The organism is Nonomuraea sp. NPDC052265 (assembly GCF_044547985.1).
GTDB lineage: Bacteria > Actinomycetota > Actinomycetes > Streptosporangiales > Streptosporangiaceae > Nonomuraea.
Genome location: NZ_JBIUBJ010000026.1, coordinates 30,006 through 52,082, shown reverse-complemented (window position 1 = coordinate 52,082; position 22,077 = coordinate 30,006). Strand labels below are relative to the sequence as shown.

Annotated in this window: 23 protein-coding genes; 11 read left to right on the top strand and 12 right to left on the bottom strand. The window is 67.7% G+C overall.

What is annotated here, in order from left to right:
• Window positions 1-2: 2 nt before the first annotated feature.
• The 5 genes from ACIHAD_RS42735 to ACIHAD_RS42715 all read right to left on the bottom strand — a co-directional run bounded on the left by ACIHAD_RS42735 (window position 3) and on the right by ACIHAD_RS42715 (window position 1,858).
• The gene (locus ACIHAD_RS42735; protein ID WP_397360547.1) at window positions 3-191 is read right to left on the bottom strand and encodes a hypothetical protein; all 189 of its coding nucleotides are present in this window, start codon (window positions 189-191) and stop codon (window positions 3-5) included.
• A 176-nt stretch (window positions 192-367) separates the two neighbouring features.
• Window positions 368-559, bottom strand: coding sequence for a hypothetical protein (locus ACIHAD_RS42730; protein ID WP_397360546.1), 192 nt, complete (start codon window positions 557-559; stop codon window positions 368-370).
• A 3-nt stretch (window positions 560-562) separates the two neighbouring features.
• Window positions 563-922: a hypothetical protein gene (locus tag ACIHAD_RS42725; protein ID WP_397360545.1), complete on the bottom strand. Its 360-nt coding sequence runs from the start codon at window positions 920-922 to the stop codon at window positions 563-565.
• Between the two features lie 386 nt (window positions 923-1,308).
• Complete coding sequence (locus ACIHAD_RS42720) at window positions 1,309-1,548, bottom strand: hypothetical protein (RefSeq protein WP_397360544.1); 240 nt, start codon at window positions 1,546-1,548, stop codon at window positions 1,309-1,311.
• A gap of 4 nt (window positions 1,549-1,552) precedes the next feature.
• Window positions 1,553-1,858 carry a hypothetical protein gene (locus ACIHAD_RS42715; protein WP_397360543.1) on the bottom strand — a complete coding sequence of 102 codons (306 nt, stop codon included), beginning with the start codon at window positions 1,856-1,858 and terminating at the stop codon, window positions 1,553-1,555.
• A 233-nt stretch (window positions 1,859-2,091) separates the two neighbouring features.
• On the opposite strand from ACIHAD_RS42715, the gene ACIHAD_RS42710 reads away from it, so the two are divergent.
• Window positions 2,092-3,522, top strand: coding sequence for a hypothetical protein (locus ACIHAD_RS42710; protein WP_397360542.1), 1,431 nt, complete (start codon window positions 2,092-2,094; stop codon window positions 3,520-3,522).
• Here the strand turns inward: ACIHAD_RS42710 and cutA are convergent.
• On the bottom strand, window positions 3,488-3,790 hold the full coding sequence (cutA, locus tag ACIHAD_RS42705) for a divalent-cation tolerance protein CutA (protein ID WP_397360584.1): 303 nt from the start codon (window positions 3,788-3,790) through the stop codon (window positions 3,488-3,490). The two genes, ACIHAD_RS42710 and cutA, sit on opposite strands and share 35 nt — an antisense overlap.
• Window positions 3,791-4,360: 570 nt before the next feature.
• On the opposite strand from cutA, the gene ACIHAD_RS42700 reads away from it, so the two are divergent.
• The 3 genes from ACIHAD_RS42700 to ACIHAD_RS42690 all read left to right on the top strand — a co-directional run bounded on the left by ACIHAD_RS42700 (window position 4,361) and on the right by ACIHAD_RS42690 (window position 9,608).
• Window positions 4,361-6,673 (top strand): restriction endonuclease, encoded by a 2,313-nt coding sequence (locus tag ACIHAD_RS42700; protein ID WP_397360541.1) that lies wholly within the window; start codon window positions 4,361-4,363, stop codon window positions 6,671-6,673.
• Window positions 6,674-7,969: 1,296 nt separating this feature from the next.
• Window positions 7,970-8,584: a TetR/AcrR family transcriptional regulator gene (locus ACIHAD_RS42695; RefSeq protein ID WP_397360540.1), complete on the top strand. Its 615-nt coding sequence runs from the start codon at window positions 7,970-7,972 to the stop codon at window positions 8,582-8,584.
• A 160-nt stretch (window positions 8,585-8,744) separates the two neighbouring features.
• A complete protein-coding gene (locus ACIHAD_RS42690; protein WP_397360539.1) occupies window positions 8,745-9,608 on the top strand; it encodes an alpha/beta fold hydrolase in 864 nt (287 codons plus the stop codon).
• 60 nt (window positions 9,609-9,668) lie between these two features.
• On the opposite strand, the gene ACIHAD_RS42685 is transcribed toward ACIHAD_RS42690, so the two are convergent.
• From ACIHAD_RS42685 to ACIHAD_RS42665, 5 genes are all read right to left on the bottom strand, one after another.
• The gene (locus tag ACIHAD_RS42685; protein WP_397360538.1) at window positions 9,669-9,992 is read right to left on the bottom strand and encodes an ankyrin repeat domain-containing protein; all 324 of its coding nucleotides are present in this window, start codon (window positions 9,990-9,992) and stop codon (window positions 9,669-9,671) included.
• A gap of 536 nt (window positions 9,993-10,528) precedes the next feature.
• Window positions 10,529-11,275, bottom strand: a complete 747-nt coding sequence (locus tag ACIHAD_RS42680; RefSeq protein WP_397360583.1) for an amino acid ABC transporter ATP-binding protein — start codon at window positions 11,273-11,275, stop codon at window positions 10,529-10,531.
• Window positions 11,276-11,304: 29 nt separating this feature from the next.
• On the bottom strand, window positions 11,305-12,213 hold the full coding sequence (locus ACIHAD_RS42675) for an amino acid ABC transporter permease (RefSeq protein WP_397360537.1): 909 nt from the start codon (window positions 12,211-12,213) through the stop codon (window positions 11,305-11,307).
• A 2-nt stretch (window positions 12,214-12,215) separates the two neighbouring features.
• A complete protein-coding gene (locus tag ACIHAD_RS42670) occupies window positions 12,216-13,172 on the bottom strand; it encodes an ABC transporter substrate-binding protein (protein ID WP_397360536.1) in 957 nt (318 codons plus the stop codon).
• 14 nt (window positions 13,173-13,186) lie between these two features.
• Window positions 13,187-14,749 carry an amidohydrolase gene (locus tag ACIHAD_RS42665; protein ID WP_397360535.1) on the bottom strand — a complete coding sequence of 521 codons (1,563 nt, stop codon included), beginning with the start codon at window positions 14,747-14,749 and terminating at the stop codon, window positions 13,187-13,189.
• Window positions 14,750-14,864: 115 nt separating this feature from the next.
• On the opposite strand from ACIHAD_RS42665, the gene ACIHAD_RS42660 reads away from it, so the two are divergent.
• Both ACIHAD_RS42660 and ACIHAD_RS42655 read left to right on the top strand, forming a co-directional pair.
• Window positions 14,865-15,740 carry a LysR family transcriptional regulator gene (locus tag ACIHAD_RS42660; protein WP_397360534.1) on the top strand — a complete coding sequence of 292 codons (876 nt, stop codon included), beginning with the start codon at window positions 14,865-14,867 and terminating at the stop codon, window positions 15,738-15,740.
• Between the two features lie 111 nt (window positions 15,741-15,851).
• On the top strand, window positions 15,852-17,027 hold the full coding sequence (locus ACIHAD_RS42655) for an amidase (protein WP_397360533.1): 1,176 nt from the start codon (window positions 15,852-15,854) through the stop codon (window positions 17,025-17,027).
• A 16-nt stretch (window positions 17,028-17,043) separates the two neighbouring features.
• Here ACIHAD_RS42655 and ACIHAD_RS42650 read toward each other — a convergent pair whose 3' ends face one another.
• Window positions 17,044-18,084 carry an Lrp/AsnC family transcriptional regulator gene (locus tag ACIHAD_RS42650; RefSeq protein WP_397360532.1) on the bottom strand — a complete coding sequence of 347 codons (1,041 nt, stop codon included), beginning with the start codon at window positions 18,082-18,084 and terminating at the stop codon, window positions 17,044-17,046.
• Window positions 18,085-18,195: 111 nt separating this feature from the next.
• Here ACIHAD_RS42650 and ACIHAD_RS42645 point away from each other — a divergent pair, with 111 nt between their 5' ends.
• From ACIHAD_RS42645 to ACIHAD_RS42625, 5 genes are all read left to right on the top strand, one after another.
• A complete protein-coding gene (locus ACIHAD_RS42645; RefSeq protein ID WP_397360531.1) occupies window positions 18,196-18,915 on the top strand; it encodes an aspartate/glutamate racemase family protein in 720 nt (239 codons plus the stop codon).
• A gap of 146 nt (window positions 18,916-19,061) precedes the next feature.
• Window positions 19,062-19,214: a hypothetical protein gene (locus ACIHAD_RS42640; RefSeq protein ID WP_397360530.1), complete on the top strand. Its 153-nt coding sequence runs from the start codon at window positions 19,062-19,064 to the stop codon at window positions 19,212-19,214.
• 63 nt (window positions 19,215-19,277) lie between these two features.
• On the top strand, window positions 19,278-20,255 hold the full coding sequence (locus ACIHAD_RS42635; protein ID WP_397360529.1) for an MvdC/MvdD family ATP grasp protein: 978 nt from the start codon (window positions 19,278-19,280) through the stop codon (window positions 20,253-20,255).
• Window positions 20,252-20,518 carry a hypothetical protein gene (locus tag ACIHAD_RS42630; RefSeq protein WP_397360528.1) on the top strand — a complete coding sequence of 89 codons (267 nt, stop codon included), beginning with the start codon at window positions 20,252-20,254 and terminating at the stop codon, window positions 20,516-20,518. Before ACIHAD_RS42635 ends, ACIHAD_RS42630 begins: the two co-directional genes overlap by 4 nt.
• Before the next feature lie 154 nt (window positions 20,519-20,672).
• Entirely contained in the window at window positions 20,673-22,028 is a 1,356-nt protein-coding gene (locus ACIHAD_RS42625) for an SMI1/KNR4 family protein (RefSeq protein WP_397360527.1), read from the top strand.
• The last annotated feature ends 49 nt before the right edge of the window (window positions 22,029-22,077 follow it).

The following is a 22,077-nucleotide window of genomic DNA, read 5'->3' as shown; positions in this document are numbered from 1 at the left end:
GGTCAGTGGCTGGAGATCCAGCGGAGAGCGCCGTGGAGAAGGGCGCGGATCTCGGGGGCGAGCGTGGTGGCGGCCAGCAGGAAGCCGAACAGCAGCGTGATCAGCGCATGCCACAAGCGCAGTCCCAGATAGCGCCAGGCGATGAACACCATGGCACCGAACACGATCACTAGCGGGACGGTCACGGTCATGGGGCTTCACCTCCTCTCAGGTCGATCGGTGGGCAGGTCAGATGCCGTCGTGTCGGGACTTGCGGCGGAGCCAGCGTCGGCGAGCGCGGCACTTGCGGCACAGACGGCTCCCGGACGTGGCGTCGGCGCCGCACAGGCATCGGAGGGGTACGAGGCGGGTCATACGCATCTGTGGTTCACCTCCTCCCTGCACAGGCGGTGGGCGGGCAGTGGTGGGCGTAGGTGCCCAGGAAGCGGCGGCTCAGGGTTCCCGTGGGGGCGTGACGGCGGTCCTCGGCCCGGATCACGGTGACCAGCACCACGAAGAGCGCCAGCGTGACGACCGACAGGGCCAGGGCCAGGAAGACGACGAACAGTCCGAAGTCCATGGCTCACGCCCCCTCGATCTCGTCGAGGACGATCGCGTCGCGATACGAGTCGAGCGCTTCGCGCCGGGCCATCGCCGCCTGCGTGACCAGGACGGCTTCGTAGCGGACGGTCCCGAAGTCGATGCCGGCGACGTGGTGTCCGTTCTCGACGATGGGCCTCGTGCCCAGCAGCGAGGCGATTCGCCGGACTTCGGCGATCGCTTCGGCTTCGGTGGTGGCGTCGGTGTCGTAGTTGGCGTGGACCGACACGCGCACGGTGCCGTACCTGGGAACGGGCACCTGCGGGTGGGCGTCCAGGAAGGTGGCCAGGGCCCGCAGTCCGATGATCAGTTCGCGGCGGTGGTGGTGCTGAGCTGCGCTCATGGAGATCACATCCCTTCCGTCTCCGGTGACCTACGAGGTGAAGGTAGGTTTCGGGGAAGGGGTGGACCCATCGCGCGATGTGATCATGCGGTGAGATCAAGAACATCCATCGATGAGATGGATCAGATCCTGTGGTGAGATAAGCCCCAGCTCACGACCCATGCCACACAAGAGACCCCCGACAGGGTCCTTTGGGAACTGGCACTCTCGCGAGCGCAGAAGGATCCTGCCGGGGGCGTTGACGCGACGGCACGGGACGAGATGGCAAGTGTGAGCGAGCCGTGAGCACCGCACCGTCGCGGGTTCAGGGTGGCCAGGATGGGGCCGTTCGTACCGTTCGGATCATGAACGGCCCCCGCCGAGGTCAAGTCGTGTCAGTGGACTCATCAGGCGCCCTTCGGCATCTGGTCGGCCTGGTTCCAGAGCAGTCGCGTCTGAATGCGGGAGCGCAGATACAGGTGGTACAGCGCGGTGGCGGTGTAGCCCTGGCAGCAGTCATGGACGTTCAGGCCGAAGTGATCGAAGAAGGCGGTCCGCGAGAGTGCTCCTAGCGCCGCGTGCCGCTCTCCCAGGAGGGTGGCTTGGTGGGCTGCTGGATGGGCCTGACTCCACTTGTCTTGAGCCATGTCCCTACACCTGGCCCGTCGCCGTGCGGAGGTCCCGGTAACGAGCGGCGATACGGCGCGCGGCCCTCTCCAGGTCCGCTGTGGAGTGCCAGGCGTAGACGGCACGGGCGCGGCGGTCGTTCCAGCCGGCCAGCCACCAGAGCAGATCCCCGTTCGTCCACACGACCAGGCCATGCCACACCGACAACACGGCCAGTCCGTAGCCGTCGTTCACATCGGTCGTGATCCCGTGCAGAGCCAACTCGCGTTGCAGATCCTCAGCCACGGCGATGGCGGAGGTGAGGCGATAGGCCGCTCGCTGCCGTGTCATGCGTCGGCTTCCCTCCCGCAACTCTGCTTTCTCTGGCAACAAATAGGCGGAAGTCAGACAGACGCGAATCTTTGACTTGTCTCAGATCAGCTCTGACGTGCGCCACGAACTGATGTGAGGTTTCCAAGCAAAGCGGTTCCGTAGAATCTCACCGTGATATCTCACGGTGTGATGGACTAGGAGAGCTTCACCTCTCTCCGAACGGCGCGCTACCAGGGGAACGGAACGCCGCCATGACCATGGATCAAGAGCGAGTGCACCACGTTCTTGAGACTGTTTTCGCACGTCAGGACATGGAAGACGTGTGCAAGCAGCGCGATCTCGGCGGGGTCATCCGCATCCTCACCAAGTACGGCATCACCCAGGGCCAGATCGCGAATCTCACCGGAATCCCGCAGGGCCGCGTCAGCGAGTACAAGAGCGGAAAGCGTATCCCGACCGCGAAGCATACATTTGAGTCGTTCGCTGATGGTTTGAGCATGCCTGCCCACTTGCGTCGCCATTTGGGGTTAGCGTCCCCTGGCGGTCGAAGTAGTGGTGCCCAGGTCGTCAGCGATGGGGTCCAGATCCCCACGGACACATTTGACTTGCAGCTCTTCGCTGAAGCGATCGGGAAAAGGGGCGAGCCGTTGAAGCGCCGCGAACTGCTGGCAATGATCGGACAACTGGGTGCCCAGTCAGCTCTGGCCCAGAACGAGGCATGGGAGAAGGTCGCCTACGCTCTGTCGAGGCCGAAGGCGCTCGACGAAGCGGTGGTGCGAGAGATGGAAGCGAGGGCGGCCGGCTTCCACCGCCTGGAAGAGATGCTGCCCGCACAGACCATCTTCAAGGGCCTGGCCGCCCACCTGAACGAGGTCGGAACCCTCCTGAACAGCACGGCCACCGACCCGAAGGACGAGCTTCGTAGACGTCTGATCGTGGTCGCCGGCGAGAGCAGCGTCCTCGCCGGCTGGATCGCGACCGACCTGGGCAACGTGTCGGCAGCTCGCAACTTCTACGACACTGCGGAGAAAGCTTCCAAGGAGGCGGACGATCCCGCCATCATCGCGTGCGCATTCGGATACAGAAGCTACATCCCCAGCGGCAAGGGGAATCACGGGCGGGCGCGCTCCCTGTTGACGACTGCCCTCCAGCACTTGCCCAGGGATGTATCACCTGGAACAACATCCTGGTTGGCGGCCCGACATGCCGAAGAAAGTGCCGCGTTGGGAGAGCGGGAAGTGGCTATTCGGTCATGGGCTGAGGCAAGCGAAGCATTCAACATCGCTGATCCAGAAGAGGATCGCGTGTGGACCAGATTTCTGGATCGGGACCGCTTTGACTCCTTCCTGATCTCGACCTACGCGCAAATCGGCCGACTGGATGAAGCTGAGGATGTAGCGCGGGCGGTCATCGCACGCCTGCCCGAGGTGGAACGGAAGCGGGCAGGCATCATCCTCGGAGACATCGCCACAGCTCACATCATGCACGGATCGGTTGCGGAAGCGGCCAGAGCGGCTAGAGAAGGGCTCGCGATCATACGTGAGACAGAGTCAGGCATCTGGCTGCCACGCTTCATCGTCCTCGGTGAATCGCTCAGGCGCTGGCAGACGCAACCGCCGGTCCGCGCGTTCCTGGAAGAACTGGCGGTCACGAAGCGTCAGTTCTCTGCGTCTCCGTACTGATCCAGTTTAGATAGGCGCTGCTGCCTTCGAGTATTTCAGTGGCAATGATCTCTGGGATCTCGTAGCTATGGTTGGCCTTTATGTGGTTTTCAAGCGCTGGGAACAAGGCATGTGTGGTCTTTATGAGCAGCTGCCATTCCTGCTCGTCCCGCAAACAGCCTTGCCACCAGTATATGGAGCGAATGGGACCGACGATCTGTACGCCAGCGGCTAGACGTTCCGAGGCGAGGCTACGCGCCAAAGCGACTCCCTCATCCGCGTTTGGCACAGTGGTCAGGACTTGCAGATAACCTTTCACAGCCCAGTTCCCCTTGAGTTGAGGTATGTCGTAGCTCTAACAACTTCCTACAGTAAAGCATCAATGGTCCAATTTAGGCTATTTGTCTTGCTTGGCATTCTTCCACGAACTTCGCATGTATAGGGCAGGCGGGGGTTAGGTTCGCACGAAACTGTTGCCGTTGCGATTGCCGAGTAGGAGGACACCAAGCGACGACCCAGCCCCTCGGCTGTAGTGGGAGCCTGCTGGCGCCTGTGGACCCTCTGACGTGGGTGCCGTGCAGCGTCAGAAGTGCAACGCGCCCTAGGCGGCGATCAATCGTGTGCTAGATCGACATCCGGCTCGCAGCACTCCAGCAGCTCTCCCCTGGTGGGCGGCCTCTTGGGCCATATGCATCACTGACCGCTGAGGCATCACTGAGAAGCCAGCGATGGAGCCTTGCGCACGATCTGGTACTCAGATCTTCCGCTAGCAATGCGTTGAAAACCACGCCACCGTGCGCCACAATGTGCAGAACCGGGAGCTCGTACACCTTTGAGTAGCAGTTTGAGGGCGCACCGATTGGATAGCTACGAGATCAGCCGCTTGACAGACTTCGATTTCGAGGCTGTTTGCAAAGACCTATTTGAGAGATATCTCGACACGCATCTTGAGATTTTCGCCCCTGGGCGCGATGCGGGTGTAGACCTGCGTCATTGTGCGCCTAAGGGAGCGAAAACAATTGTAGTTCAATGTAAGCGCTGGGATCGGAACGCTGACGCAGCTTTGTACCGACATATGCGCGATAAAGAGCTGCCGAAAATTGTGCGCCTCAATCCTGATAGATATATACTTGCTACGTCTGTAAGCCTATCCAAAGGCGCAAAAGACAAGCTAGCGCAATTGCTGCATCCATACGTGACCGATGCAGGCGACATCTTCGGGCTACATGAAATTGAGGCATTGCTCGGCGTGCACTCCGATATCGTACAGAGGCACTTGCGCCTATGGCTGAGCAGTACGGCTGTGCTACAGGCAGTATTAAACAAAAGCGTAGTGTTAAGGTCTGCTGATCTCGTTCACGATATAACTGAAGCTACGCGGCTCTATGTGCCTAATGACAGCTACAATAGAGCGCAGGCAATACTTCAACAACACCATTACTGCATTATTGCAGGACTGCCAGGCATCGGAAAAACCACGCTAGCGCGGGTGCTCTCGGCAGCCTTTGCTGACGCTGGATATGACATCTTTGAAGTGTCCGAAGATGCGAACGAAATCAACGATGTTTGGATAGAGGACGCGCCTCAATTCTTTTACTATGACGACTTCCTTGGACAGACGACTCTCGCGGATAAATTGCACAAAAATGAGGACGCCCGCCTCTTGAGACTGTTCAAAAGAGTTGCGGCGTCGCCAAACAAGCGCTTCGTCTTGTCTACTCGCGAATATATTCTTGAGAGTGCGCGACAGCATTACGAGCGCATTGCTGCGGCAGACTCTGAGTTGCTTACATGCGTCATAGACTTGGGTGACTACACTCAGCAGGTTAGGGCTGAGATTCTTTATAATCATGTATATTACTCCGACCTTCCTCCTAAGGCTAGAGCAGCGTTTGCTGCGCCGACGGCCTATTTGCCGATAATCGGACACACTAACTTCAATCCACGGCTCGTGGAGCGAAGCCTGCATAAGTCGGCCCTAGAAGGGAAAGACGGGCTGATGGCGGCAAGGAGTCTTCTCGCTAACTTGGAGCATCCAAGTCGGCTCTGGGATCATATTGTCACTTATCAGCTTGACTCCGCAGCGATCGCTGTCCTCGTTACGCTATTCTCTTTGGATGGCCTTAGCTACCTAAACGATCTCGGTCATGCTTTGCGAGCCTATACGGAAGGCGCTGTAAGTGACCTAGATTTGAAACGAAAGCTAAAGCTCCTCGATTCAACAATGATCAGGATTTTGGCTCCTGTTAGCAATGAACGGTCCGTGCGAAATTCGCCCCGCATTGGCTACCACAACCCATCGATTCGTGATTTCATGCGCGATTTCATCGGCGATAATCCTAGCCTGGTCAAACGATTGTTTGAATCGGCGGTTTTTTTCGAGCAGTTGATAACTTTGTGGGACACCGCCAAAGGCTGGAAGGGCACGCGTGCGCTGGATGGGGTGCGTATGCATAGAGACGTCTTCGTGGATGCATTGATGCGTACCTATCCAGGTCCGCCTACTATTTCGACTGGTCATCTCCATGGTGATGTCGACGTTACGACGAATGAATACGTGCAGAGGCTTGTGGCTGATAACCTGAAGAGGCTGCGGCTCCTAATCGAGATCTGCGAAGATCTGGGCGATGGCAGACTAATAGCCTTTACGGCGGAGTGTATTGCTGGCTGTAACCTCTACCAGGAAGCCGCCGACGGCTCTGAACTTGCATCCATTGTAAGGTCAGTATGGAAGTCTCCGATTCCTGAGATTGCTCGTTATGGCGATAAGTGCCTGGCTGAAGCGGTTGAGTGGATTACTGCCGACCTCTACGATTGGGATAATGTCTCAGCGGCTGATCAGGCGCTTGAAGATCTCGGGGACATCGCTCCGGACGAGGTGCGACAGGAGATTGAAGATGCCTATGACGCCGCAGCTACGCGGTGGCTTGAACTGTTTGAACACTATGGACGGTTCGAGTTGGGGAACTTGACTACCATCGAGCAGATAGTCGACCGCGCAGAGTCCCTCTTAGGGCCAGGAGAGTCGGTGCTGAAGGCAAGAGAAGAAATCCGCAAGGCAAGGTCTACTCAGCGTGATCAGAAGCTCGAAGCTCCTAAACAGATCCATGAATCGACAGGGGATGCGACGGTTCAGATCCAGCAGATGTTGGCGTCGCTCAGGGAGTCCTGATCTCTGCTGGGTGTCGCCTGAGAAGGGGTACTCACATGGTTCCTCTCCTCGTTCCCAGAGGGAAGTCATGGGAGCCAATTGTGGGAGCCACTGTCATCCGGCTCCCTCGGACTTCCTAACCCTTCCCGGAGGGTTCTGCATGGTGAGCGGTGCCCCGATCGACTCAAATCGACGTGATCAGACATGCCTGCCTTCCTTCGCATCGAAGGGGTCAGGGGTTCGAATCCCCTCATCTCCACCCAGAGCCGTTCTTGAAACGGCTGGACTGAAGTTGACGGGATCCCGTCTGATCATCGAGATCAGGCGGGATCTTGTCGTTTCTGGGGTTTCCGAATCGGGGTCGTCCTGGTTTGGGGACCGTGGAGCGGGTGTCTGGGAAGGCCCGAGTGGTGTCAGGCTGCTGGTGGTGGCGCGAGATCCGGCCGTTGGGCATGGCGAAGCCGACAGTGAGCGAGGCGCTGCGACGGGGGCGGATTTTCCGGCTCATGGGGCAGGTGGTGGCCTGCTCTGGCCTGCGGGTGGTGTGCCGTCGAAGGGGCCCGGCTGGAGTCTGCGGAGGGTCGGCGAGTATGACGGGCTCGTCTTGGGGCTCGTGGATGTAGCGCCACTGATCGAGCGGCTCGCTGCCGGGCGTCGGTCAGGTGGACCGCGGTGGGGCGGTTGGGTCCGCGCTGGTGGAGGCGGTCGAAGCGGGGGCAGGTGAGGGACGGGGAGGTGCCCGCTGCCGGGTACTGGAAGCGGGGGCGCCGTCCGGGTTCGCGCTCTGTTTGAGACGCAGCAAGTACGGTTCTCGCGCGGCGATCAACGCGGTGAGTTCCTCCGATGGTGTGCGGATGGCGACGTCGTCCAGGCCGCTGGTGGCTTGGGCGAGCCTGTCGGGCATCAGTGGGCAGGCCGGGGAGCCGTCGACGAGCAGGGTGCCGTGAACGCTGCCGGGTGTAGACGTAGTCAAGGGTCGCGCGGGCGATACCGAGCGGAACCCCGGACATCTTTGCCTCTTCACGGCCGGCTCGAACTCGCTGCGGGAGCTGGCGGTGCACGTGGCGGTGAAGGGGGTCGCCTTCGAGGTGCTGGATCCGCCGGAGCTGGTCCCGGTGTTGCGGGACGTCCGCGACCGCCACGACCGGGCCGCGGCCTTGTCTGGTTGATGAGGGTTCTGGCGGCAACGGCGGAAGATCCCGTCGGAGGTCGCCTGGCCGACATCCGGAGCTGACGGGGTGCCCTCCGCGGGGTGTCTGGCCAGCCTCTATCCAATATGTTAACCGGAGTTCCCGTTTCTTTCAGAGAGGTACGTACGTGGCCGAGTCCGACGAGCTGGAATCCCTCATCGCACAGGGGCGCAAACATGGGGTGCGCAAGCGGGTCATCCTGCTGCAGGCGGCCCGGCTCTTCGTGGAGCGTGGTTACGCCGACACCGGGATCGACGACATCGGGGCCGCGGTGGGCATCTCCGGACCCGCGGTCTACCGGCACTTCCCCGGCAAGCAGGCCATCCTCCTCGCCCTGATCGAGTTGTCGCTGGAACGCCTTCAGGAGGGGACGCGAGCCGCGCTGGCCGACCGGGACCGGGACCCGCAGGAGGCGCTGATCGCCCTGGTGGACTGGTTCTCCCGGTCGTCCGTCGAGAACCGGAGTCTGACTCTGATCATGCAGGCCGAGCTGCTGTGGCTGCCGGAGCAGGATCGGCGGCGGCTCAACCGCCAGATGCGGCAGATACGTGAGGGGTGGGTCGGGCTGCTGATCGAGGTACGGCCGGAGCTGTCGGACCTCGCGGCGCGGATCGCCGTCACCTCCGTCATGGGGATGGTGGCGGCGGTGCTCGCCGCCCGGCTGAGCGATGACATCCGGGCGCTGAGTGTGCACCTGCGGGCCCAGATGCTCGCCGTCCTGCATGTGCCGGCTGGATTGTGACGGCTCTGGATCAAGCAAAAAGTTAACGTGTATATACTTTTTGCCTGGGAGGGCGCTGTGGGAGCGGACTCGGCGCACGGTCCGTGAGCGCTCGCCCTCGTACGGGACGTCGTAGCGGCAGTCGTCGCCACTGGGTGCGAGCCAGAACGAGGGGCAGAACATGATGGAACGCATAGTCGAGGCCAACGGGATCCGTCTGTGGTGCGAGACGTTCGGTGATCCGGCTGATCCCGCGCTGCTGCTCGTGATGGGGCTCGGCGCCCGGGGCGCCACCTGGCCCGACGAGCTCTGCCGGCTTCTCCAGGAGGGAGGCCGGTACGTCATTCGCTACGACAACCGGGACACCGGGCTGTCCGGCCGTGTGGACTACGAGGCCAACCCGTACACCATGGTCGACCTCGCCCAGGACGCGGTCGGCCTGCTCGACGGCTTGGGCATCGCCACGGCGGACGTGGTCGGCGCGTCGATGGGCGGCATGATCGCCCAGGAGATCGCGCTCGAACACGCTGACCGGCTGCGCAGCCTGACGGTCATCATGTCGAGCGCCGAGCCCCTCGACCCCGCGACCAACACCTTCCGGGGCACGGTACGCGATCCACGGCTGGCCGCCTGGGACGCCGAACAGATCGCCAATCCGCCCAGCACCCGGGAGGAGCACGTCGAGTCGCATCTCAAGCTGGCTCGCATTCTCGCCGGACAGTTGACGGCGTTCGACGAGGCGGCCACGCGCGCGATCATCGAGCGGGAGATCGAGAACGCCACCGATGCGGGCCACGCCTCGAAGAACCACATCCTCGCGGCCTTCGCCTCCCGCGACCGTTCCGGGCTTGTCGGCTCGATCACCGCTCCGACTCTGGTGATTCACGGGTCGGACGATCCCATGGCGCCCTTCGCTCACGGCGAGGCCCTGGCGGCGGCGATTCCCGGCAGCGAGTTCCTGCCCATCGAGGGAATGGGGCACGGGTTCCCGCCGCCGGTGATTCCTCTGATCTCCGCCGCGATCCTCCCGCACACCGGGCGATAGCCGACAACCGTCGATCGCGGGGAGCCGCCCGCGTACGGCAGGTCGTGCATCCTCGACGTTCTACGACCAGCCGTTCATCATCGGCCGCCACGGGTCCGCTCCGGCGGCGACCAGGCTGCGGGCGTTGCCGGGGCGGTTGTTGAAGACGGCTTCCCGGAGGGCGGTACGGCCCTCGTGCTCGGCGTCGACGTCGTCCACGCGCCGGGACAGTTCGGCGACCACCTCGGGGGAGCCCCGTTCGGCGGCGACGTGCAGCGGTCGTACGTAGTGGTACACGCCCGTGTTCGGATCGGCGCCCGCGTCGAGCCGGGAGCGGATCGACCCGAGGTCCGTCCAGCCATCCGGGCCGACGCCGGACCATCCGGCTTCATCGTTGGCGACCATGACACTCCTTGGGGACGTACGGGGTGGACGATCGCCGATCACGGCGGAGGGCTCTGACAAATTCGCGCGGGATCGGCGGATGGCATCCTCGTGACCACGACCGGAGGGGAGCGACGATGCGAAGCCGACGAGGTGCCCGGGCTGTACGGAGTCCCTGCGGCCCGTGGGGCTTCCGGGGTGGCCGGCGGAGGTGCCGGCCGTAGGGGGACGCCCGTCGGGCGAACCGAGGGTCCTGCGCGTCTAGGAGCCCGGAGTCATGGCGGTAGGACGCAGGCCGTCCAGCAGGACGGTGAGATAGGCGTCGGCGAGGGCCTGTGAGGGGGGGCTGGGCGCGCGCGACGGCCAGCGCGGGCCCGGCGGCGCGGGCATGGGGGCTGCCCGGCCTGTGGCTGGCGCTGATCGCCGCTTCCCTGCTCGCCGTCACAACCCAGACGGCCGGCTTCGTACGGTTCAGCGCCCGGATCGGACCGCGTCCCTGCTGATCGGAGGCCCGGCAGCCGGGGCCGGGCTGCCGGGCACCTCGCGGACGGCCGTCGTCAGGGGCGCTTCTCCGAGCTCAGGACGCTGGACAGGAACGCCCTGGTCCGTTCGTGCCCCGGGTTGGCCAGCAGTTCGGCCGGTGGGCCGCTCTCGACCACGACCCCGTCGGCGAAGAAGGCCAGCCGGTCGCCGACCTCCCTGGCGAAGGCGATCTCGTGGGTGACCACCACCATCGTCATGCCGTCGGCGGCCAGGGCGCGCATGACCTCCAGCACCTCGTCCACGAGCTCGGGGTCCAGCGCGGACGTGGGCTCGTCGAACAACATCAGCTCCGGGCTCATCGCCAGGGCCCTGGCGATGGCGACCCGCTGCTGCTGGCCGCCGGAGAGCTGGTGGGGGCGCTTGTGGGCGTGCGCGGCCAGGCCGACGCGCTCCAGGTGTTCCATGGCGGTCACCCGTGCCCGATCCGCCGGGACGCCGAGGACGTGGACGGGGGCGCAGGCCACGTTCTCCAGGGCGCTCTGGTGGGCGAACAGGTTGAACCGCTGGAACACCATGCCGATCCGCTGGCGGAAGACGGCGAACTCCTTGGGCGTCCACGGCCGGTAGCGGCCCTCGCGCAGGTTGTGCCCGACCTCCTCGCCGAGCACCCGCAGGCTGCCGCCGAGCACCTGCTCCAGCCCGTTGACGCAGCGCAGGAAGGTCGACTTGCCCGATCCCGACGGCCCGATCACGCAGCTCACCTCGCCGGGCGCGACGGTGAAGTCCACGCCGTTGAGCACCTGCGTGTCTCCGTAGCCCATGCGCACGCCCGTGGCGTGCACGACGGGGCTCACGCCGCCGCCTTCGGCAGGATCCGGGCCGCCAGCCCGCCGCCGCGGACCAGCCGGACGGCCTCGGAGCCGAACCGGCGTTCCAGGCGGCCCTGGAGGAAGGTCGCGATGGCGGTCATGAGCATGTACCACAGGCTCGCCACGATGAGCAGCTCCATGATCAGGTTGTTGGCCTTGTAGATCTGGCTGGCGTTGGTCATCAGGTCGTGCCCGGCCACCACGTAGACCAGTGAGGTGGTCTTCAGCATGGAGATGAACTCGTTGCCCGTGGGCGGGATGATGATGCGCAGCGCCTGCGGCAGCACGATCACCCGCATCCGCTTGGCCGGGGTCATGCCCAGCGCGTACGCCGCCTCGGTCTGGCCGTGGTCGACGGCCTGGATCCCGGCCCGTACGGTCTCGGCGAAGTACGCCGCCAGGTTCAGCCCGAGCCCCAGCATGGCCGAGGTGAAACCGGTCATCACCAGGTTGGTGTCCCACTTGACGCCGATCATGGTGAACGGCACCTTGAGCACCAGCTCGGGGAACAGGAAGGCCAGGTTGTACCAGAAGATGAGCTGTACCAGCACCGGCGTGCCGCGGAAGAACCAGATGTAGAGCGTGGCCAGCCCGCTGAGCACCGGATTGTGCGACAGCCGCATGATCGCCACGATGACGCCGAGCACCAGCCCCAGCACGGTCGCCAGCACCGAGATCTCGATGGTGACCCAGACCCCGGCGAGGATGCGGTCGTTGAACAGGTACTCGGCGACCTTGCCCCAGTCGAGACGCGGGTTCACCACGACCAGGTAGACCAGCCAGCCGGCGATCGCCGTCACGACGCCCGCGGCCAGCAGGCGGCCCCAATGCCGGCTCCTGGCGACCGGGATGTGCTCCCCGGACGGCCCGGTGAAGGGTTCCGTGCGCATGGTCACTTACCGCCGTTGACGACAGCGGACTGGACGGCCAGCTTGTCCAGGTTCCACGCCTTCAGCAGGTTGGCGTACTCGCCACTGGAGATGAGGGAGTCGAGTGCGCCCTTCACCGAGTCGACGAGCTCCTTGTCGTCGGGCTTCATGCCGATGCCCCACGGGCTCTCGGTGCCCTCCAGGGCCATCGCCTCGACCACCAGCTTGGGGTCGGCGGCCTTGCTGGCGGCCACGACGTAGTCGGTGATGGTGGCCTGCGCGCGCCCGCCGGTGACCTGGATCAGGGCTTCCTGGTCGCCGGGGAACTTCAGGATGTCCACGGCCGGCTTGCCGTCCTTCTTGCAGTCGGCGTCGTACTTCTCGGCCCGCTCCATGGACGAGCCGTTGTCGACGACGGAGACCGTCTTGCCGCACAGCTCGGCCGGGCCGTTGATCTTGGCCGGGTTGCCCTTCTTGACCAGCAGACCGGCGCCGGCCTGCACGTAGTCCACGAACGTGACCTGCTTCTGCCGCTCCGGCGTGTCGCTCATCGAGGAGATGACGAAGTCGTAGCGGCCGGTGAGCACGCCGGGGATCTGGGAGTTGAACTCCTCGTCGGAGATGGTCACCTTGGCGCCGAGCTTCCTGGCGATGGCCCTGGCCAGCGCCGGGTCGAAGCCGATCGCCGTCTTGCCGTCGCTCGCGTACAGCTCCATGGGCGGGTAGCCGACGGACGTGACGACCTTCAGTCCCTGCGTCTTCAGGCGGGCCGGCGCCTTGGCGGCCAGGTCCTTGTCCGGGGTGATGGCGTTGATCACGTCGGCCGCCTTCTCCTCGGTGGGAGCCTGGTCGAGCGTGACCGCCGCCGCGCCGCCGTCCGCGGGGGCGGCGGCGCCGCCGTCCAGGGACTGGGCGCCGCAGGCGGTGGTGGCGGCCAGCAGCGCGCCGGCGGCGAGGGCGGAGATGGTGCGGATGTTCACGAGGGGGTGCTCCTTCAGGATCGCTGCCAGCGGACTTCGCCGCCGACGACGGTGGTGAGAACCTGGGTGCGCAGCACCGCCTCCGGCGGCTCCAGGTACGGGTCGGTGTCCACGGCGATGAAGTCGGCGAGCATGCCGGGCGCGAGCACGCCCTTGCGGTCCTGCTCGCCGGCCGCGTACGCGGCGCCGAGGGTGTGCGCGGTGATCGCCTCGGCCATGCTCAGCCGCTGTTCCGGCTGCCAGCCGCCGGCGGGCGTGCCGTCCTGCCGGGTACGGGTGACCGCGGCGTGGAGGGCGGCCCACGGGTCGGGGCTCTCCACCGGCGCGTCGGAGCCGAAGGCCAGCGCGACCCCGGCGTTGAGCATGCCTCGCCAGGCGTAGGAGGCCAGGTCGTGGCCGGCGAGCAGCGAGTCCACCAGGGCGATGTCGGTGGTGCAGTGAACCGGCTGCATCGAGGCGACGACGCCCAGCCTGGCCATCCTGGTCAGGTCCTGGGGGCGCAGGTGCTGGGCGTGCTCGATGCGGTGCCGCAGGCCGGCGGTGGGCCCGATCGCCTCGTAGGCGTCGAGGACCAGCCGGTTGGCGCGGTCGCCGATGGCGTGCGTGGCGACCGCGATGCCGGCCGCCGCCGCCTTGCTGAAGATCCGTACGAGGTCCTCGTACGGGGTGACCGCGATGCCGGTGTTGTCGTGCTCACCGGCGAACGCCTCGTGCATGTGGCAGGTGTGCGAGCCCAGCGCGCCGTCGCTGAACACCTTGACCGGGCCGGTGCGGACCCAGTCGTCGCCCTGGCCGGTACGGCGGCCCTCGGCGATGGCGGCGTCCAGGGCCACCGTGGGGATCGCCTTGTGCACGCGGATCTTCAGCTCGCCTGCGTCGCGCAGCTCCAGGTAGGCCGCCCGGCAGTCCTCGCCGTCGATGTCGTGCACGCTGGTCAGCCCGAACGACAGCAGCTCCTCCTGGCCGGCGCGCAGCAGGTCGCGCAGGTCTCCGGAGACCATGAGGGCGCGCAGCGGGTAGGAGGCGGACTCGCGCAGGATGCCGGTGGGCTCCCCGTACTCGTCCCTGACGATCTCGCCGCCGACCGGGTCGGGGGTGGAGGCGTCGATCCCGGCCATCCGCAGCGCGGCGGAGTTGGCCCAGACGGTGTGGCCGTCGACGTTGGGCAGCGCCACGGGCAGGTCGGGGCAGACCGAGTCGAGGGCCTTGCGGTCGGGCTGGACGGGCGGGTTCCAGATGTTGCTGTTCCACCGGCCGCCGAACAGCCACGCGCCCGGCCGCAGGGTCGCCGCGTGCTGGGCAACCTTGGCCAGGGCCTCGTCCAGGGAGCGCACGTCGCGCAGGTCGACCGCGCCGAGGCTCTGGGCGTACTGGGCCGTGTGGATGTGGGCGTCGTACAGGCCGGGCAGGACGGCGGCGCCGTCGAGGTCCACCAGCTCGGCTCCCGTGCCCGCCGCCGCACGCACGTCGGCCTCGGTCCCGACGGCGACGATCAGCTCGCCGTCCACGGCCATGGCCTGGGCGGCGGGGGCGCCGTTGGTGCCGGTGCGGATGGCGGCGTTGCGGTATACGCGCATGTCATGGATCTCTCAGGGGTTCGGGTGGGTGGTGCGGCTCACTGTAGAAGTGGCAGAAAGAAGTAGGAAGCGATATAAACACGACATTTAGCAGCGCTGAGAGCAAGGAACGCTTATGCTCAAGCCAGAACATCTGCGCACACTGCGTGAGGTAGTGCGTCTGGGGTCGTTCGCGGCGGCGGCGAATCGGCTCGGTTACACCTCTTCGGCCGTCTCCCAGCAGATGGCCGCGCTCGAACGGGAGACCGGCGTGCGGCTGTTCGACCGCTTCGCGCACAGCGTGCTGCCGACCAGCGCGGCGGAGGTGCTGGCCAGGCAGGCCGAGACGGTGCTCGCCGACATCGAGCGCATGGTGGCCACCGTCCAGGCGGTCCACCGGAACAGCGAGCCGCAGATCCGTCTCGGGCTGTTCCCCAGCTTCACCGACGTCCTGGCCGGCGTCATGCGGGTGATGGAACCGGAGGACCGGGCCGGGATCCGGTTGTCGGTCGCGGAGTCGTCCCAGCTCATCGCCCGTCTGGGCAGCGGCGGCGAGATGGACGCCGCGGTGGTCTACCAGGTGGGCAACACCGGGCTGTCGTGGCCCTCGGTGCTGAACCGGCGGTGGATCGCCGAGGACCGGTACAAGCTCGTCCTGCCCAGGCTCTGGCCGGACCTGTCGCCGTACCGGGCCGAGCAGCTCGTGGACCTGCCGTGGATCATGCACCATCCGGCCAGCAGCGACGCCACGCTCTTCGAGGCGCTGTTCGCCCACTGGAGCCTGCACCCGCGCGTGGTCTGCCACTCCGACGACTTCAAGATCACTCTGTCGCTGATCGGCGCGGGCGTGGGCGCGGCCCTCATCCCCGACCTCGCGCTGCGCGGCCACGGCGAGGACGTCGTGGTGGTCGACGTACCATGGCTCAACATCAGCCGCAGCATCTTCACGCTGGTCCATCCCGACCGGGAGACCGCCCGCCTGCAATGGCTGCTGGACGCGCTGACCGTCTGAACCGCCTCTCGACGCGGCCAGGGCCGATCTGCCAGCATGTGCCGGATCACCCCCGGGCCCGCGACCACCTGGCGTCGCCGTGCCCGCGCAAGGCTAAGGAGATCTTCCACCGTGGAACGCGAGGCGGCGATCGCCCAGTCCGCCGAGGCAATCCGCCTCCACAGCGGGCACGACATCCTCATCGAGGCCGGTCCCGAGCCCGTGCTCGACCGGCTCGGGCGCGACGTCCGTCCCACGCCGGACGGGCCGCTGCGGAACTGGACGTACGTGGTCAAGGACATGATCGACGTGGCCGGCCTGCCCACCACCCGCGGCTCCGCCCTGTACGGCGCCGAACCCGCCCTGGCCGACGCCCGCTGCGTCGAACTGCTGGACCAGGCCGGCGCGCTGCTGGTCGGCAAGGCGAACCAGCACGAGTTCGCCTGGGGCGTGACCAGCGAGAACCCGCACTGGGGCGACGTAGGCAACCCGCGCCACCCGCACCTGACCCCCGGCGGTTCGAGCGGCGGCACCGCCGCGGCGCTCGCGGCCGGGATCGCCCGGTTCGGGCTCGGCACCGACACCGGCGGCTCGGTGCGCATGCCCGCGGCCTGCTGCGGCGTGGTCGGGCTGCGTCCCCGCTCGGGGGCCGTGCCCGCCGCCGGGGTGGCGCCGCTCGCCCCGGCCTTCGACGTGGTCGGCCCGATGACCACCTCGGTCGCCGACTGCGCCCGCGTCTGGCAGGCGCTGACCGGCGAGGTCGTCGAGCCGCCGGACTCGCTGGCCGGGCTGGTCGTGGGCGTCGCCGAGGGCTGCGGGCAGGCCGGGGACTTCGCCGAGCTGGGCGCGCGGCTGCGCGAGGTGGCCCTGCCCGCCGAGGTGCTGGAACCGTACTGGACGATCGTGGGCGCGCAGGCGCGCCGGACCCACGAGGGCACGTTCCCCGAGTGCGCCGCCCGCTACAGCCCCGGGGTACGGGCCAAGCTGGAGGCCGCCGGCGGCATCGGCCACGAGGAGTACCGGCGGGCCGTCGAGCGGCTGGCGGCGCTGCGGGCCGCGTTCGCGGCGGACACGGCCGGGATCGACCTGCTGGTCATGCCGACGCTCGGCGCCCCCGCGCCCCGGGTCGGCTGCGACGAGGCACGCGTGCGCGGCGAGGTCGGCAGGATCACCGCGACGGTGTCGGCGCTCGGCCTGCCCGCCCTGGCCGTCGGCGACCTGCAGCTCGTCGCCACGAGCGAGGCCGCCGTGCTGCGCGCGGGGATGTGCAGGGAGTCCCGCGGCGGGACGGTCCCCGAGCCCCGCTGATCGCCCGCCACGCCGGTCAGGCGGCCCGCGGCAGGCTCCACGGATCCACCGGGACGACCTCGGCACACCGCCCGTACGGGTCGAGCAGCCGCCCGTACAGCTTCGACTGGCGCAGCACGATCTGCCGGTCGGCCACGTTCACGTGCGGGAAGCGCTCCTCCAGCCGCACCACCAGCGGATGCAGGTCGGCCACGCCGTGCAGGCCCACGGTGAGCAGCATGTTGCGCGGCCCGGCGAGCGCCGCGCACGTACGCGTCTCCGGCCAGCCGAGCAGCGCGCGACCGGTCTCCTCCAGCAGCGCGTCGGGCATCCGCAGCCACAGCAGCGCGGCCGAGTGCCAGCCCGCGTGCGAACGCGCCAGGTCGCAGCGGAAGTCGAGGTCGCCGGTGGCCACCAGCCTGGTCAGCCGGCGCTGCACCGTGCGTTCGGACGTGCCCACCGCCCTGGCCAGCTCGGCGTAGGGCGCCCGGCCGTCGGGGAGCAGGGCGGTGAACAGCCGCCGGTCGATCTCGTCCATCTCCCTGGTGGACTCCGGCGCGGCCGGCCGCCTGGCCAGCGCGGCGGCGGCGCGCGGCGGCAGCACCCGCAGCCGCCACCGGCACGACGCCTCGAACACCCGCGTGGCGACGTGCGTGCGGACCTTGGCCACGCCCGGCACCCGGGGCAGCGCCGTGAGCACGTGGTCGGCCAGGGCCGGCATCGACGGGGCCACGGCGATCACGAACAGGTCGTGCCCGGCGGCGACGTGCTGCACGGTGATCAGGTGGCGTTCGCGCGCCAGCGCCGCCGCGACCTCGGCCGCCGCGCCGGCCGCGCAGTCGATCTCCAGGAACGCCATGCTCAGCGCGTGCATCTGGCGCGGCCCGAGGGCGACCGTGGTCCACGCCTCGCCGGTGCTGGTGAGCCGCTGCCAGCGCCGCGCCGCCGTCACCGGGTCGGCCCCGACGGCCGCGCCCACCTCCACCCAGCTCGCCCGCGGACTGATCTGCAACGCGTCGATGAGCTCAAGGTCGGACTCGGCCAGCAACGACGGCGGCTCCACGCCGGAATCCTGCACTGATCCTCCCTTGATGTCCGATTGCTGCGTTCCAGAGGTCGGCACACCCTATACCGCGATCCTGAGCCCGACCGCCGTCACGGGACGGCACCGAAATGGGAGGCTCCACGGATGACCGCGCTCGGCCGGGCCAGGATGGTCGGCGTGCTGGGCGGCATGGGCCCGGCCGCCACCGTCGACTTCTACGGCAAGCTCGTGGAGGAGACCTCCGCGACCGGCGCCGCCGGTGACCAGGAGCACGTGCCGGTCGTCATCTGGGGCGACCCTCGCGTCCCCGACCGGTCGATGAGCCTGCTCGGGCACGGTGAGGACCCGACCCCGCACCTGCGGCACGGCGTCGACGCGCTGAGACGGGCCGGGTGCGAGGTGCTGGCCGTGCCGTGCAACACCGCGCACGCGTTTGTGCCGCGCCTGGCCGAGGAGGCCGGGCTGGAGCTGGTCAGCATCGTCGAGGTCACCGCCGCCGCCCTCGCCGCCGACGGCGTCCGCGCCGCCGGGCTGCTGGCCACCACCGGCACGCTCCGCGCCGACCTGTACGGCCCCGCGCTGCGACGGCACGGCGTCACCCCCGTCGAGCCGGACGAGCCCGGCCAGCGCGAGGTCATGGCCGCCATCGCCGCCGTCAAGGGGGGCCGCGCCGGCCACGAGCACGCCGAGGCGCTGGCCGCGCAGGCCCGCTCGATGGCCGCCCAAGGCGCGCAGCGCGTGGTGGCCGCGTGCACCGAGGTGCTGCTCGCCCTGGACCCGGCCACGGTCCCGATCCCCGTCGTGGACCCCGCCCGCCTGCTGGCCCGCGAAGTCGTCCGCGTGGCGTTGGCCAGGCGCGCCTGAGCCGCCGTTCGTCACTCCTGCCTCTCAAGTCACACCCAAGTCACCCTCAAACGCCGGGTGGTGGGCTTGGCACATGAGCTGAGGACGTGTTCGCACGTCCGCGAGCCGGGGGGGCTCGCAGCTCACTGTGAAAGGAGGCAAGGACCATGAGCAAGAAGATCGTGAGTCTGGACGATCTGGGTGCCGAGCTGGCGGTGATCGAAGAGGTCGACCTCGGCCTCGCCGCCGGTGGCATGCCGATGCAGCGCTGCTACGGCACCAACGGCAACCCGCCCGCCGACTGGGTCTCCGACTACTGACAGAGACGATTCGCGGCCGCGTGGGAGGGGGCGTGCCCTCCTCCCACGCGGCTGGGGGGACACGTGCTACTGATTCTGAGCGAGCCCGGCGACGCGACCGTGGACCTGGTCCTGCCCAAACTGAAGGACCGGGGCGCGGACGTCCTGTGGTGGGATCCGGGCGAGTACCCGTCCGCCGCCCGGCTGACCGTCCGCTTCGGTACGGACGGGGAGGAACTGGTCCTGGCCAGGGACGGGCAGGTCTTTGACCTCTCCGCGACGACGGCCGTCTGGACCCGGCGTCCCGGCCGCCCGCGCGCCGCGGACGAGGTCACCGCCGGCGACCTCCGCGACCGGGTGGCGGAGCTGTCGGAGTGGTTCATGGACGGCTACTGGGACCTGCTGGACGCGCCCTGGCTGCCGGCCCGTCAGCCGGTGCTGCGCAGGGCGCACAACAAGCTGGTCCACCTGGCCATGGCCCGGCGGCTGGGCTTCGCCGTGCCGCGGACCGTGGTCACCAACGACCCGTCCGAGCTGGCGCCCGCCTACGAACACGCGGGCGGGCGGCTGATCGCCAAGGCGATGGAGCACACGCAGTTCGAGATCGACGGCGGCGCGCACGCCGTCTACACGACCGTGGTGAATCGGCGGTCACTCGGTGGCCGGGGGCGGATGGTCCACGAGCCGGTCATCCTGCAGCCGTACGTGCCCAAGGCGGTGGAGCTGCGGGTCACCGTGGTCGGGCGGCAGGTGTTCACCGCCGAGATCGCCTCCCAGGACTCGCCGCGCACCCGCGACGACTGGCGTCACTACGACTTCGCCCGCGCCCGCCACAGCGTGCACCGGCTGCCCGGCGACGTCGCCCGCCGCTGCGTGGACCTGGTCGCCGCCCTCGGCGTGTCGTTCGGGGCGATCGACCTCATCCTCACCCCCGGCGGGGAGTACGTCTTCCTGGAGATCAACCCCAACGGCCAGTGGGCCTGGATCGAAGACCTGACCGGCCTGCCCATCAGCGACGCCATCGCCGACTGGCTCACGGCCGGAGAAACGGACGCGCGATGACTCAGCTCTCCCTCGGCCCGGCCCTCGAAAGAGGCGTGAACCTGCTGCGCGGGCTGGCCCGCCGGCGTTCGGCCGTGGAGGAGGCCCGCCGCACCGCCGCCGGCCCGGTGCCCTTCGAGGGGGGCTTCCTGACCGGCCAGGTTCTCGAACGGCAGGACGCCGTGGCGGACGCGGCCACGCTGAAGGCCGCCGGCGAGGCCGCCTTCGACGAGTGGCTGGCCGACACCGCCCGGGAGGCGCAGACCACCTGGCACTGGCTCTGACCCGTCCGGCCCCCCTCCTGGCGTGACTCGCCCTCCCCCTCCTGATGTGAGTCGCCCTCCTGGTGCGACTCGCCCGGCTCGTATGAGTGATCCGGTTGGTGTGAGTCATCCGGGCGTGTCGGTGCCTTCCGGTACTGTGCCGCAGATGCGGCGGATGATCACCTCTCGGGGCTTATGGTGGGCGCTTTCGGCGGCGGTCGCGGCGGTCGCGGCGGTGGCGGCGGTCGTGCTCTTCCGCCGCTCCCGGACACCGCAACCGCCACCGACCAGGAAACGCCCGCTGCGCGAGCGCCTGTCGGGCGAGCGGCCGGATCCCGAGCGTCGGGATTCCGAGCAGCCGGGTCCCGGGCGGCCGGTGGGGGAGCAACCGGATCCCGAGCGGCCGGATTCCGGGCGGGGTGCCGGGGCCGGGGGCCGTGCCGAGAGCGCCCCGCCGCCGTGGCCGCCCACCCCCATCCTCGGGACGCCGACGAAGGCGGACGCCGAGCGCTACGCCACCAGATCGGCCACCTTCTTCGACAGACCGGCCGTCGCCGCCTTCTTCGCCGAGAGCCGGCCGCTCGACGGCCCCACCCGGCGGCGCCTGAACCGCTGGGCCATCGCGGGCCTGGCAGTCGTCCTGCTGGCCGGCGGCGCCCAGGTCCTGGAGTCGGCGGTGTTCTCCAAGCCCGGCGACCCCCCGACCGAGGCGGAGTACGTACCCTGCGCCCAGGTGTACGCGGACGCCGGCGTCGGCTGCCCCACGGAACCGCAGTGGCAGGTGGACTCCGGCTCGGTGCCGGACATCGAGTGGTCCGCGGCCCTCGAACCGGCCCCGGCCGACCAGCAACACGCCGATTCCCAGGAACCACCTCTCGCCCAGGAACCGCCTCTCGCCCAGGAGGCCATCGACGCCGACTGCCGTCCACGGACGGCCGAGCCGCACGTACGCGAGATCAACGCCAAGGTCACCCGCGCGGTCAACCGGCAGTGGCGGCGGATCGAGACCTGGCTCAAGGCCAACGCCCCCAAGAGCCACCGCACGCTGGGCGCCCCGGGAAAGGCCACGACCATCGCGGTGGCCGAGGCGCAGACGGGCCTTTCGTTCCCCGACGACCTGCGGGCCTCGCTGCTGCGCCACAACGGTTCCGCCATCACCGAGGGCACCTGGCCCTTCGGCTTCCTGGGCCACGGGAACGCCACCATACGGGAGATCCGCGACCACTGGCGCATGCTGTGCGAGGCCGACGCCACGAACGACGCGGACGACCCACGCGACGAATGGTGGGACGGACGCATGATCCCCGTCGGCTCCGACGGCTCGGGCGACAACCTCGTGATCGACTCCGTACGCCGCGACGTCGGCGAGACCGACCACGAGGGCAACATGAGCTTCACCCCCGGCGGGATCCGCATCCGCTCGTACCACGCCCTGCTGAAGGCGACCGCCGACGCCCTGGAGACCGGCGGGACGATCGGCTACTGGAAGCCGAAGGCGGTCGCCGGCGAACTGGAGTGGGACATCCCCTGACCTGCCCGCAGCACCCTCCCGCGCACCCGTGGACAGCACCGGACCCGGG